Raw genomic sequence first — 15199 nt, 5'->3', positions numbered from 1 at the left:
GCTAGCGGATTTTTTATACAGATAGCGATAGCTTCATGTTTTTATTAGGCTGCCATAATGTTAACTAAGTGACATTGATATAGATAGACTCTCTTTTATAAGTGTCTATCTTATAGGTTCCATTTTATATCGACAACCTTCTTTATTTATATACTTACTTTAATAGCATAATTAGTTTATTAGCATATAATAATTAAAAGTAATAATTAGGTATGGTGTTATAAATGCTCTTAGAAGCAAAAGAGTTTAAGTTATTAGGTTCTGGTGCAGAAGGTTCAGTTTATCTAACTCCTGAAGGTTATGCATTTAAAGTATTTAAAAATATAAAAAATGCTAAGAGTGAAGATGAAATACTTAAACAAACCGTAGATAGCCCTTTTTTTCCAAAATCTATAGTAAGGATTAGTAACATATTGATAAGGGAATATGTTGGTGGAGTAAATCTTATGCAATATATTTCTAAACATGGCTTACCATATAGTTTATCTAAGGAAATAATAGATTTATTAGAAGATTTAAAAAGGCTTAAGTTTAAAAGGCTTAATATTAGAAATGCTCATATTTTTGTGAATTCTAAAGGGAAAATTAAAGTTATTGACCCAAGAAAACCTTATACTAAAGTTACTCCTTATCCAAAGGATATAGTTAAAATTCTAGTTAAATACCATATGTTTGATAAGTTTTTAAAAGATGTATTAGAATATAAGCCCGAGTTATTATCTTATTGGACAGATGCCTATGATTATCTTGCAAACTCTAGAAAAAAGCGTATATACAGATATGGATAATACCAGCGTAGGCAAGTCACGATATATTGGTGATAATTTTTTAATTAACTGCTAATGTACCTCCTAGCATTATTTTAGGAGGTTTTTTTATGACTAATTTTATTAATACAATAAAGTAAGGATTTACAGAAATATTTAATAATCCTTTATCTTTAGCAACACTTATAGGACTTGTTATTTTAATTCTAGCACTTATAAAATTTAAGAAAATCAAGTTAGATACAAAAATAATTGCTAGACTGGTTTCTTCAAAAATAAAAAAATACTAGGTGCAACCTTTGGTATGTTTGTTAGATTTATCTTTCACTTTATATCCGGTGTACTATTCTTTGGACAATTTGCTCCAGAAGGCTGGTCTCCAGTACTTTATTCCTTTGTTGTTAACGGCTCTGTAGTTGAAGGAAATTTATTAGTAGTTTTAAGTAATCCTTTCATTATTACCTGTAACAAAGATAGTTGAAAAAAGTAATTTATATGCACACTAAAAATATAAAGTAAGGCAGGAACTCTAATTTTCTGCCTTACTTTTATAAATTAAGCTTACATTTTATTTCATTGTTCACAACTACTTTATAATTACAAGTAATCTATTATGAATACATAATTAAAATTGAAAAAGACCTTAAATAAGGAATTTCATTGTATTTAACCTTTTTTATTCCATTTGTATTTATTAAATCATTTATTGCTAGAATACACCATTCTCTACTTTTAGTAGGTTCTATATATTGATTTATATTATAATTATCTATAGACGTAGCATTAAAAACTACAATTATTTCATTTATTTTTTCATTACTATTTTTATTTTTATAATGCCACTTTATTACACCTACTTTTTCATCACCATTTAAAAAGCTAATATTAATATTGCTTACATCCTCTTTTTTATCAAATCTAAATGCATCAAAGGATTTTCTAATTTTTATTAATTCTTTTATATATTTAAACACATCATAATATTTTGCCTTATCTCTCCAGAAAATTGCATTAATATTATCAGAACTTTTATAACTATTATGATCTCCATTTTTAGTTCTTAAAATTTCTGCACCACCTTGTATAAATGGTATACCTTGAGATAATAAAATTATTGAAAGTGCTAAGATATTCCTTCTGACCAATGGATTCTCAAATATATATTCTTCTTCTATTTTTCTATATTCTTCTGGTTTTATATTAGGAGTTAAGCTTCTTTCAATTTGATCCCAAATAGTATAATTATCATGAGCATCAACATAATTTATACTTTCTCCTGGATTTAATGTTAATGTATTTATAGAACCTTTTAGTCCCTCTATCATACTCCAAGCTGTTGGTCCATCATGCTGATTCCCATTTACAAATCCAAATGCCGGAGTATTATTTCCTCTTATGAAATCTCTAAAAGTGTCATTAAATACTGAAAAGCCTTCTCCTTTTTGACTTCCCTTATAGGTTCCATTTATTAAATCAGATTCTCCCCCCTTCCAGGGTTCACCATAAACTAAAATATTTTCATTGAATTCCTTTGTAGTTTTTACAATTTCCTTCATGGTATCTATATCTATTAATTCCATAAGGTCAAATCTAAAACCATCAATATTATAATCCTTAATCCAGTGCCTTATAGAATCTAAAATAAATTTTCTAACCATGGGCCTTTCTGTAGCAATTTCATTACCACAACCAGAACCATTTGTAAGTCTGCCTCTGAAATTACTTCTAAAATAGTATCCTGGCACTATATTATCTAAATTTCTAGTTTCATACATATGATTATAAACAACATCCATTATTACTCTTATATTATTTTTATGAAGATTACTTATCATTTTTCTAAGCTCTATAATTCTTGCAACAGGACTATAAGGGTCGCTAGAGTAACTTCCCTCTGGAGCATTATAATTTTTAGGATCATATCCCCAATTTCTATTTCCTTTTTTATTTGACTTTCTTTCATCTACAGATCCAAAATCAAAAATAGGAAGAATATGAATATGTGTTATTCCAAGCTCTTTTAAATGATCTATTCCAGTTTTTACACAAACCTTACTTTCTTTATCTTTATATAAGGCTCCTTCTTTAGATAATCCCAAATACTTTCCTCTTACTCCTTTATCAATTCCACTATCTTCACTTATTGTAAAATCTCTTAGATGTAATTCATATATTATACTATCTTCTTTTTTTAGTAACCTAGGTCTCTTATCTAAAAGCCAACCATAAGGCATAACATTAATACTATTTATATCTACTAAATATCCCTTTTCACCGTTAACACCTACTGAAACAGCATAAGGATCAACTACATAATTTATTTTTATATATTCTATTCCATCCCTATCTATATCTCTTAAATAAATCTTATACATATAAAACTTATTTTCATTAATTTTTCTATTAATTTTTCTATTAAAAGTCCCACTTATATTATCTTCTGTCATTCTATAAGATATTTTTTCTTTTATATCGTACCAATTATCGTATATACATAACTCAACTTGAAATGCTGTAGGTGCCCATATTCTTAAATTAATATACTCTTTGCTAAAAGTTACTCCCATGTCATTTCCATCATAATAATACTTATCTAAAAATCTTCTCATTGTAACTTTACAGGATAAAAATGTATCACTTGCACGTACTTCAATTAAATCACGTGAAGAAACTCCTAAGTTTAAGTCAATAAACTCCACTCTTTTTAACACCTTATCAATTTTATATTTAATATTTTCTTTTTTTACTCCATTTATATAAATATAAAATTCAGTTATATCTAAAGGCTCTCTTGATAAAAAAGCAACTATATAATTTTTATCATCCATTATTGCTATTTCTATTCTAGGTTTAATAAAATCTATTACCTCATCTAAATCAGTAATTAATTTATTTTCTCCATAGACTATATAGCAATTTCTTATTTTATTTGGAATCTCAAAAGTTACTGTTTGCTCAGACCAATCATTTCCCCAGTTTTCCCCCCAAGCTTTTCTTCTCACTATTATATTTTCTTCTTTAACAAAAGCACATTTACCAAAATCACTTTTTTCATTTAGTTCTACTTCATAAGAAGTTCCATCATTAGAGAAGGCCCATAACCCCCATTTATATCCATTCCCAAAATAATCTCCATCATTCTTTATAAAATGAACTAATGTTTCTTTTCTTTCTTTTAAGATAATATGAAATTTTCTAGAAGCCATATCTCCTGTATCTTTATCTTTACAGATAACCTTTAAATATTTAGTGCCCTTTAAATAAGGACTAATTCTAACTATATTATTTTTTAAAACTATTTCATTTCCTATATAATCTATTTTCCACATAACATTTTGAATTTCTTTTATTCCGTATATAGACTCTCTTAAGGCAATTAATTGTATTTCTTCTCCTAAGTAAAATTCATTGCAAGATGCTTTAATTTCTAATGAACCTCTATGATTTTTATTTTCCATATAACTACTCATGCCTTCAACTCCAATACTACTCTATTATATTTTATGTTCATTTATAATTATTGCCCCTAGATGTTTTATGTTAATCTTTTAATAATTTTATATTTTAAATAAAAAAATAAGGTGTTTAATTATAATTGTATGCTATAAATTACAATCATAATTACTCCACCTATTTTCAATATTTTTATAACTTTACTTAATCTCTTTATTTAATTTTATATTTTATTTTTCTTGCTCCCAATCTCATAATTTCAAAATAATTTTTATTTAATTTCTTTTTTGTTTGATATAAAAATAAAGCTATACCAACTATTAATGGAATTATATAATAGCTTATACGATATAAAACTAAAGCTAGTAATGCCTCCTCTTTATTTATACCTAATGATCCAACCCCTACTATAAAAGAGACATCAAATCCACCAATTCCTCCTGGCATCATACTAATAATACCTATAGCTGATGATGTTACGTATATTGGAAAGATCTTATACAATGACAAATTAACACCTAACATTCTTAGAATAAAAAACAATAATAAAGCCATAGCAATCCATTCAAAAATTGAAAGTATCATTATCATAATAGTCTTTATAGCATTATCTCTTTTTTTCTTGTTTCTATATCTACTTAGGTTATATATAATAAGAATTGGTGCATATAAAGCCGATAACAGTATTCCTAATCCTACTATACCAATATTATTTATGCTTTTTACATCTAATATATAATAAATACAACAAATAACAGAAAAGCCTGTAAAATTTAATAAAACTACCTTTGAAATTTCTTTAACTAAAACTGTTTTGTCTTTAATATAAGGAGAGTAAAAATAACTTTTAAGGGCTATTGCTGCTGTACCTCCAAAACCTATGATACTTGAAATAGAGCTTGCTATGAAAGAAGACTTATAAAGTTCTTTATTATTTAATGAAATATTACAAGTATCCTTTATTATAAAATCATATAAAGACATTGGTAAATAAGATAATAATCCTAGAATAGCAATAATACTTAATCTAATAAAAGAAAGTTTGTCCTCATATGTGTAAAATGTATGTATATCAAAATCTGAAAATATCTTCTTAAATTGAAAAAGTATCAATATAAAGATACTAATCATTAGAATAATCTTAACCCTTACTTTTGTTCTATTCTCTACATTCATCAACATATAATTTCTCCCTAAGACTTACGTACACTAAAATAATTTCTAATACTTTTAAGTATATATCAATAACAATATAAATACAAAATATTTTTAAGTTATATTGCACAGACATTTTCTTTTTTTTAATGTAAATACTTAAATAGTTAAGGAGCTATCTCAATTATTTTTGAGATAGCTCCCTTTATAATATTATTTTTTCTTTTTATATAGTACTCCACCTATAGCTACTGCTACTAAAGCTAAATATCCTAAAATACTTTCTTGTCCAGTTATAGGTAGTTTACTACTGTTATTTTCCTGTAATTCATTTTCAGAATTATTTTCCCCTGGAATAAATACATCTTCAGAGTTATTATCTTGTCCTGGAGCGTTTGCATCTCCATTTCCGTTTTGGTTATTATCTTCTCCTGGAGTGCTTGTATCCTCATTTCCATTTTGGTTATTATCTTCTCCTGGAGTGTTTGCATCTCCATTTCCGTTTTGGTTATTATCTTCTTCTGGAGTGCTTGTATCTCCATTTCCGTTTTGGTTATTATCTTCTCCTGGAGTGCTTGTATCTCCATTTCCGTTTTGGTTATTATCTTCTCCTGGATTTTCTTCTGTTTTTAAAATTTCATCTAAGCTAGTTATCATAGATTCATTATTATCTAAATTCTTAGCTATCTTTAAAGTTATATATCCTTCTTTGGTACTTGACTCCTTAAATAATCTAAGAAATCTAGCCATTATGGAATTATTCTCAAGTTTTAATTTATAAACCACAAAATCTCCATCATCATATTTTTCAAGTAATACTGGATTTAACTCCTTAATATCTTTTAAGAATTTATTAAAGTCCTCGACTGTTACATTTTGAACTTCCATTTCTAGTGGTGAATCAGATTGACCACTTCCATATACAGGAATAACCACATTTGTATCTATAACATCTTTTATGAAATCTGTAACATTATCTTCATAATTAAGTATATCTATAGTTACGCTATCAGATTTATTACTTCCATCCTTAGTTTTAGCTGTTATAGTTACTTTTCCTTCCTTTTTAGCAATTATCTTAATATCATTTCCTATAACTTCTATTGATACTATATTTTCATCACTTGTTGACCATTCTATGTCTTTTAATTCAGCTTTTTCGTCCACAGTTGCTGTTAAAATCTTGCTACTTCCTATATATAAACTATCAAATTTATTATTTATAGTTATACTTTCTGCCAAAACAATATCCTTTTTAACTATTACTTTTATTGTTTTGGTAGCTTTTCCTCCAAGACTATCCACTACACTATATGTAACTTTATACGTTCCTTCTTTAGTTACATCAACTGTATTTTCTGTAACCTTTATATCAGTTATATTTGAATCTTCTTTATCTGTTGCAGTTACTCCACTTAATACTTCAAATTTTTCGCCTAACTTTATAGTCTTATTTTCAGCATTTATTTTTGGAGGATCATTTACTATTACATTTATTGTCTTTGTAGCACTTGCTCCTTTACTATCTGTTACACTATATGTAACTTCATATTTTCCTGCTACATTATTATTAACTTCATTTCTTACAACATCTATCTTACCTATAGGACCATCTTCAGCATCTGTTGCAGTTACTCCATTTAACGGCTTAAACTCTTCCCCTAATTGAATTACTATATTACTAGCCTCTATTACAGGAACACTATTTATTGTTTCCATTTTTGGATTTACAATAACTATGCTTTGAACTGTTGTTGTCTTATTTCCGCTATCCGTAGCACTATATATAACTTTATATACACCTGGAATTTTTGTATTTACATTACTTTCAACAGCTAATTCTATATCCTTATCTTCATCTGATACTTCAACACCAGCTTTTGGATCAAATTCATCTCCAACCGTTAAAGTGTAATCTTTAACTCCAGTTATTACTGGTGCTTTATTTGATTTTACTGTTAATTTAATAGTTTTCTCTGTTGTTCTACCAAGACTATCTGTTGCAGTATAAGTTATGTTATATATAGTATCTACTGCCGGATCTAAATTAAGCTCTTTATCTGACTTAACTTTTACATCTAAAGAAGTTCCAACAGCATCTACTGCCTTTATTTCATCCATTAAATTAAATACTTCACCTGCATTTATAGTAACATCTTTAAGCTCTTCATCATTTCTTGTTATAATTGGATCTTGATCTACATCATTAACTTTAACTTGAATATTTAATGTTTCTGACTCTGCTCCAAGACTATCTTTAGCTGTTACATATAAATCATATATACCTGCTGTAGTTGAAGTAAATTCTGTTATAACTTTATCCTCTACATTCTTAACTTCAAAAGTTATATTATCTCCATCAATATCAGTAGCTTCTATATACTTACTTAATTCTTCCTTAGTTAACGAAACTTTTTCAGCAACATTAATTTCTATATAATCATTATTTTTTTTCTTTATTGTTGGTGCTGTATTTATTGATAATTCATTATTAGCTACTTCTACACCCATTACATACTCTTTATTAGTATTGCTTACATATTTATATTCTGTACCATCTTTATCAGTAATACTATATGTTCTACTTGTATTATTAGGATCTTTTTCTATATCTAATTCAAAAACTTCTACCTTATTTCCGTTTTTAGGTAAAGCTTCTTCTGATGTTATTAAAACATCTATCGTATTTGTATCTTTATTATAAGAATAATCCGTTAATATTTTATCTGATTTATCCTTATTTATTAAATCTTTTATAGGATTACCATTTTCCTCTTTTAAAACTACTCCATTTAGTTTTATGCTAAATTGAAGTGCTTTTGGTATATCTTCTATATTATCTAAAGAAACTTTTACTGTATCTTCATCAATACTATTTACATCTAATATAATTTTCTCTGTACTACCTTCAGCTGCAACTGTTTTTATAATTTCAGGCGTAGCATATACTATTGCCGCTGCAGAAGTTGCTGCTATTGTAGATGCTAGAGCAACTTTTAAAGATGGTTTTAACTTATTCTTTTTCATATTTACTTCTCCTTTCCTTAATTATAGGTGCTATCTCAAAAGAGATAGCCCCCTAACTTAATTTCTATTATTAAATGTATTTTTAATTAAATCACTATTAATTTCCGTAATATTAGTAGTGTTACTTGATAAAGTTCTAGCCTTAGAAGAACTTAATTCTATTTCAGGTAAATTATTCAGGTCACTTGGTAATTCATATAAGAATGTATCACTTACTAATCTTTGACCCACTGGTGCTCCTGTAGAATCTAATTTATTATATCTATAAAGTTCAGCCTTTATCTTAGTACCTTCTATATTACCTTTCTTTTGTTGGTCTGGAGTTATCCAATATAACCAAGTTCCTTTTGCAACTTCTCCAAGAACTGAGTCTTCTGGTAATTCAGCTAGTAAAATAGCATTAGCTTCTTTTGCAAAGTTATCATCATTTTCATTTAATACTAATGGTACATTAAATGCAGGATCTCCTTTATACTCACCAGTAACTATTATTGAACCTGCTGGTATAACTTGACCATCTGCATAAGTATAATCCGATTTTAATCTACCTACTCCATTTTTATAGATTTTATCTCCGTTATCTATGCCTATTTCTATGTTATCTCCTGTTGGTCCTAATATATCAAGCTCTGCTATAGAAATAGCCGTAGCTCCTTTAGCTACCAATTTAACATATTGTGCATCATATGACCATAATTGAGTATTTAAACTACTTCCTGATTCATTAAAGTAAATTGTATTTTCTTTACTTGTATCAAAAGTTCCTGAATGGGCCTTAGTCCAAGACTTTCCATCTTTACTTACATAAACTTCATATTTATTTATTGGTGAATATGTAGTTTCTGAACTTCTATTAAAGAAATTCTTTAATGAGAACTTCTTAGTCTCAGCTTGTCCTGGGTTGTATTTTAAGCCTATAACTGATTTAGAATCTCCTAAATCTATAGTTACATATGGATCTCCTGATACTACATTACCATTGTTATCAGTTGCTTTTGAAGCTGTATATATAGTTGAAGCATCATTATCATTTATCTTTTTAATACTTCCATCTTGAACTTGTCCATGTCCTGAATTTTCATCTGAAAGATCTTCTGAGCTTCTTGTGTTTGTATCAAAGACCCAGTTGCTCTTAGCTATGCTTCCGTCATGATTTACTTTTACAGTTCCAATTGTAGTTTCTTCTGTTACATTTAAGTTATAATCGTAAGCTTTAACCTTATATTCAAATGTTCTATTATTAACAGTATCTATTTCATCTACATAATTTGTTAATCCATTTTCACCATCTTTATCTCTTTCAACAAATCCAACTACAACTTCTTTAGTTCCTGAAGATGTTGATTCTTTTCTTATTATTTCATAGCCTAAAATTTTATCTGAATCCTTACTTACACTTAATGTTAAAGGAACTTCTTTTTGATTTAAATAGCTTCTATCAGTTATTTGTTTACCTGTTGAATCTAAACCAAAACTTGCATTTACTTTAGTATCAGTCGCCATAGTTATAGCACTTGTATTACTTCCAGCAGCTAATCTAAGCCTTCTTGCTTCATCATTTAGATAGTAAATAGCCTTGTCTTCCTTTGGATATGACTTAGAATTTAAATATTCATTTGTCTTAGGACTAGCAACTAATCCCCATTTTTCAAAGAATTCTCTTAAATCTTTTCCTGCAGCATCTGAAGCTCTCATTATAAATGTTTGAGCTGTTGAATCATATCCTGCTTCTGAAGAAGCTGTTCCATTTATTCTAGTAGCTCTATATAATTTAGCATAGAATGTATCATTTTCTAAATTATTATCTGTATTAATATCTAACATCTTATAAGTATAATCATTATCGTAAGCTAAATGTAATTGCCAGAACATTCCCAATCTAGCAAGACCATCACTTGCTAATCCTACACTATTAGAAGTTACCTTATCATAAACTTTCTTATATCCTGAGCCTTCTAATCTAGATTCATTTATATCATTAAATGTTTGAGTTATAAGTGCTAGAATATTATTAGTTGTTTCAGCATATGTTAAACCTGGCCTATCATGGACGTGTCCAATTTCGTGAGATATCCCCCATCCAAATAACTGTCCATTTGATGAATTTATTATATTACCATTTGAATCAAGTTCAAATGGAACCCCTGACATAGTGCCAGCAATAGAACCATATCCTATCCCAACATGATGAGATGATGCATACATAAATGCACCTGTAAACATTCTTTGATATTTAATATTAATACGATTTTTAGGTGCTCTATTTTCATTGTAATATTGATTTTCACTCTTTCCGCCAAGAACATCTAACTTCGTATCTGTTATTTTTCCATCTCCATCAAAATCTATTGCATTTTCAAGTAAACCTTGTTGTGCATAAGAAATCTTCATTAATTGTTCCCATGCAAGTAATGTATTATAAAGTCTATCTACTTGAGCATCTTCATCTCCTGATAATCCACTTTGTATTCCATTAAGTACTTGATCCGCTGCAAGAGAAAGGGTAATTCTCTCTCCTTCTATATCTGTTGCATTTAGTATTGAAGTTTGTGGATCATATGTGTAAATGTTATTTACATTATCTTCTATAGTCGCACTAGATGGATATCTATTAGGTAAAGAATTTACATAAGTTCTTAATTCTCTAATATAAGTTTTTATTTTTTCTTTAACTTCAGCCTCTTTAGATTCATCATCTATAATATTATTAACATTTAAGTGTGGTATTTCTGTTCCTCCACTTACTCTTACTTTAAATGTGTTACTATCTGCGAAACCACTCTTAAGACCTATATATAGATTTCCACCTTTTTCATAGTTCATATCAAAACCAGTTTCAGGAATTTCTATTTCATTCTTTCCAATACTTAACTCTTTTATTACCTTATAAGCTGTTCCACTTTCAGCATTAAATTGAGTTAATACTAAATCAAACTTTGTATCTTTTCTATTTGGGCTACCTATATATATAGTAACCTTATCTCCTGGTTTTACTGCTACTCCAAGAGCTTGATAATTATTAGTTTGTCCTATTGTATTTTGAGGAGCTAAATTATGTATTGTTGAATCTAAAGTTATTATATTATCCTTTAATAATACATCATTTAATAAATCTTGAGCTCTTTGTAGATTGTTTAATATCTCTTCTTGATTTGGATGGTATTCAAGATTTATTGGATCAATAGTTTTTGCTCTATTTGTAAGATCATCTATAATTTCTTGATTTACATCATCCTTTAAAGATAGTTTTAAATCATCTGCAAATAAATTATCCACATCATTTTCTAAACTATCATACTCATAAAACTTCATTTCAGAAATACTTACTTTCCCTGATCCTGATCCCGGATATACTGATATATTAGCTTGTATTTTTTTAGCTGTTATAGGTTCAGATAATTTTAATGTTACCACCTTATCCTTATTGCTTAAACTTATTTTAGCATTTTTATATTCCCATTCTCCAGTTTCTTCATTTAAGAATCCTATATTAGCCTCATATGGCCAAGATGATATATCTAATCTTGTTATTAACCTTATAGTATCAATTTTATATTCTTTATCAAATGTAACTATTGGACCATTCTTACCATAAATAGATGTATCCCAATTTTTCCAAGTCCATGCTGTAGAATAATCATTATCTACAACTGATAACTCATTATCTATGAAATAATCATTATCTATTTTACCCAGATACTCTACTTTTTCTATATGTTTTGTTATATCATTTGGGCTATTTATAAGATTATAATTAGTTGTTATTGGCGGAACTAATGTAGTAGTAGAACCTATATAAACCTGTGATAATCCACCTGTTCCATGGTGATTAGTTGCTGTCATCATAATTTCATAACTACTTGTATCCTCTAATCCTGTTATTGTATATGAAGTTGATCTTATAAAATCTGATTTATCAGTAACACCTGGTGATAAATTTGAAACTCCTGTTGGAATATTATCCTCTAAGTTAGAATCAACATATTTTTCGCCATTATCATTTGCCTTTAACCACTCTTTAGTTCCAGCTTTTCTATAATATAGTTCATAATCTTTTGCTTTTGCATGTGCTTTCCATGAAACTGTAAGCTGTTTATATCCACCTTTTACTGTTAATCCTTCTGGTCCTTCTGGCACTGTCTCTGGTATCACTTGTACTTCTATTATTGAATCTTTACCAAAGTTACTTCCATTTTCTCCATTTGCACTTTCACTTAAATTTCCTGAATCAGAATTCCAAGCCATTGGATTATAATCTGAATCAACATTATCAGGCTTTCCATCCTTATCATTTGAATTATTAGTCAAATTAGTATCACCAGTTGCAGTTGCATTGTATCCTGTTTGCTCATCCTTATATCCACTCTTCCAATCACCTGATAATGATTGAATGCTAATTCTATAAATTCCATAAGGTGATACCTTTTCTATTTTTAGAGAATTTTCACTAGTCTTGTATGTACTAACTGTATTATTACTTAAATTCTCAACCTTTATTTCATAACCAGTTACATTTGTTTCATGTTCCCAACCTATAGTCATAGCTTCATTTCCAACAGCGGTTGAACTAGTAAAATTACTTATAACAGGAATATTCATTTTTGGTTTTGGCATTTCTTTATATACATTATTTAAAAACTCAACCTTAGCTATCTCTGCTAAATTCTTATTAGATCTACTTCCAGTAATTTTTATAGTAATCTTACTTACGGCTACTTGCTTACCTAAATCTATCTTTATTGTATCCATAGCTTGTCCATCTGCTGTTCTTGATACCGATTTAGTTATGTTAGATTCATCAAATTTAACTTCTAAATCTTTTCCACCTTCACCAGCTCCAGGTATAACTATTTTTCCACTTGATGGTGAATTTTCACTTGGAGCTTGTATATTTATAGATTCAATATTATTTGAGCTTCTTGTTAAACCAGATAAATCCATTGGTATTTCTATTGGGTTATCTTCGCTTATTTCTGCTTTGGATTCTAATGTTACTACAGAATCTGTATCTTTTAAAATATCCTTAATATCACCATTACTTACTGATGTATTTTCATTTAATGTTACATTAATATTTTCTGGATTTAATATCATATCAGTATCTTCTATTATGGCTTCTGTTTGAGATTTATTAATATTTTGATGAACATAAGTTAAATCAGTTATATCTACTTTTCCATCTCTATTTAGGTCATATTTAGGATCTGTAGAGCCATTCTTTACAGCAGACTTTAAAGCTTCATAGTCATCTTTATTTACAGATTTATTTCCATCTATGTCTCCTACTAAAAATGCTCCTAAATATTCTTCTTTCACGTCATCTAAAGTATCTTCTGTTCCTTTATCATCTAATACTATTACATTATCTGATGTTCCAAGTAAAACTCTTTTAGATGTATTTTGAATCTCTATATTAGATACTGTTGTAGAAATATATCCACTTCCAGATATTTCAATAGTATAAACTCCAACAGGAAGTTTTTCAAATGTTAAATGATAAAAACCTAATTCAGTCGCATCATCTTTTAATGTTACTCTTTTCGAATCTAAAGCTTCTAATGAATAAGTTACATCACCAATTGTTCCTTTAGTTGTGTCATTTCCTAAATTAACTGTTCCAATTTCTCCTGATGAACCTTTTAGTTTTACTGTTATATTAGTTTTATCTGAATTAGCAATCTTTATAGGTGTGGCAAAATTTAAATCTACTTCTAAATTTCCTGTTAAATTATATTCTTCATTTGATTGTACTTCTTTATTAGACGTATTATTAACTTCTATTTTTTCATCATTTGATATACTTTCTTCTAAAGATAAATCTTCATCAACAACTTGTGTTTCTATAATTTGATTTCCTTCATTATTTTCTGAAGATACCAGTATTTCTTCACTATTTTCTTCAGTTACATTTTCAGAAACGACTTCATTTACAATCTCTACTTCTTGATTATTAGTTATAGTTTCTGCAAATGCTATGTTTTGCACTTGACTCGTTATTAAAGCTGCTGCTACCATAGCTGATATTTTTCTTCTATTCATATTTTAACCTCCTTTATATTCTTTCATTCTGTTAAGTTAAATTAACACTGCTTCTCTTAATCTTAGAAAGTATATTAAATTTTCTAAAAATAAATTACCTCTAAAAAAAGAGAAAACCCAATAAACAAAATGAATATTAGATAATCTAGTTATCAATCTCATAAAATATACAAGTTTATTATAAATAGCTAACGAATGGAGCTAAAAATCTATTTTCATATCAACCTAACAGATTTATAATTTTTACTTTTAAAAATATACCATAATTTCGCAATATTTTTCAATACTTTTTATTCATGTTCTTAATTAATTCGACATAATTTTGTAATAATTTGTAGTATTTTCACAGCTATTTTAAATTCTAACTATAAATTATATTATATTAATATTTCATAACTGCTATAAACGTAATGTTTTAGAAACAAAAAAGATGTCGACTTTGTCGACACCTAAAAAATTGATGTTATTATCTAAATCTGTATCTTTTAAAATAATATAAACTAAAAAGAGCTGTTAAAGTTTTACTAATTTTATTAGCAATAAATATAGAAAAACCTTAACGTGCTCTTTTACTTCTTGGAAATCCCCTTTATTTCCTTAATTCTATAGAAATATTCATTTTTATGAAATATATTTCTCTTATATAAAATGATAAAATAAATTTACTTTACCCATTTATTATCTTCATACTAGCAAATTAACTAGTAATATATTTTTATACTTTTTATATTCACATTTTATATATTTATTATATCATA

Annotated in this window: 6 protein-coding genes; 2 read left to right on the top strand and 4 right to left on the bottom strand. The window is 27.6% G+C overall.

Features of this window, described 5'->3' with window-relative positions; all coding sequences use genetic code 11:
• Positions 1 to 224 precede the first annotated feature (224 nt).
• Together ACQPVP_RS10290 and ACQPVP_RS10285 are read left to right on the top strand one after the other, a co-directional pair.
• Positions 225 to 788: a serine/threonine protein kinase gene (locus ACQPVP_RS10290; protein ID WP_430849682.1), complete on the top strand. Its 564-nt coding sequence runs from the start codon at positions 225 to 227 to the stop codon at positions 786 to 788.
• Positions 789 to 1071: 283 nt separating this feature from the next.
• On the top strand, positions 1072 to 1248 hold the full coding sequence (locus ACQPVP_RS10285; protein ID WP_430849680.1) for an energy-coupled thiamine transporter ThiT: 177 nt from the start codon (positions 1072 to 1074) through the stop codon (positions 1246 to 1248).
• Positions 1249 to 1378: 130 nt separating this feature from the next.
• On the opposite strand, the gene pulA is transcribed toward ACQPVP_RS10285, so the two are convergent.
• From pulA to ACQPVP_RS10265, 4 genes are all read right to left on the bottom strand, one after another.
• Positions 1379 to 4237, bottom strand: coding sequence for a type I pullulanase (gene pulA, locus ACQPVP_RS10280; protein WP_430849678.1), 2859 nt, complete (start codon positions 4235 to 4237; stop codon positions 1379 to 1381).
• Between the two features lie 196 nt (positions 4238 to 4433).
• Complete coding sequence (locus ACQPVP_RS10275; RefSeq protein WP_430849676.1) at positions 4434 to 5402, bottom strand: flippase-like domain-containing protein; 969 nt, start codon at positions 5400 to 5402, stop codon at positions 4434 to 4436.
• A gap of 186 nt (positions 5403 to 5588) precedes the next feature.
• A complete protein-coding gene (locus ACQPVP_RS10270) occupies positions 5589 to 8402 on the bottom strand; it encodes an immunoglobulin-like domain-containing protein (protein WP_430849674.1) in 2814 nt (937 codons plus the stop codon).
• 57 nt (positions 8403 to 8459) lie between these two features.
• Positions 8460 to 14441: a M60 family metallopeptidase gene (locus ACQPVP_RS10265; protein WP_430849672.1), complete on the bottom strand. Its 5982-nt coding sequence runs from the start codon at positions 14439 to 14441 to the stop codon at positions 8460 to 8462.
• Positions 14442 to 15199 lie beyond the last annotated feature (758 nt).

The organism is Clostridium nigeriense, from assembly GCF_050585265.1.
Classification (GTDB): Bacteria; Bacillota; Clostridia; order Clostridiales; family Clostridiaceae; genus Clostridium; species Clostridium nigeriense_B.
Note: the sequence above shows the minus strand (reverse complement) of the source record. Positions and strands in the feature narration are given on the sequence as shown.

Coding starts and splice junctions, on each gene's coding strand:
- ACQPVP_RS10285 (WP_430849680.1), top strand. CDS start 1,072: ATGTTTGTTAGATTTATCTTTCACTTTATATCCGGTGTACTATTCTTT.
- ACQPVP_RS10270 (WP_430849674.1), bottom strand. CDS start 8,402: ATGAAAAAGAATAAGTTAAAACCATCTTTAAAAGTTGCTCTAGCATCT.
- ACQPVP_RS10265 (WP_430849672.1), bottom strand. CDS start 14,441: ATGAATAGAAGAAAAATATCAGCTATGGTAGCAGCAGCTTTAATAACG.
- ACQPVP_RS10290 (WP_430849682.1), top strand. CDS start 225: ATGCTCTTAGAAGCAAAAGAGTTTAAGTTATTAGGTTCTGGTGCAGAA.
- pulA (WP_430849678.1), bottom strand. CDS start 4,237: ATGAGTAGTTATATGGAAAATAAAAATCATAGAGGTTCATTAGAAATT.
- ACQPVP_RS10275 (WP_430849676.1), bottom strand. CDS start 5,402: ATGTTGATGAATGTAGAGAATAGAACAAAAGTAAGGGTTAAGATTATT.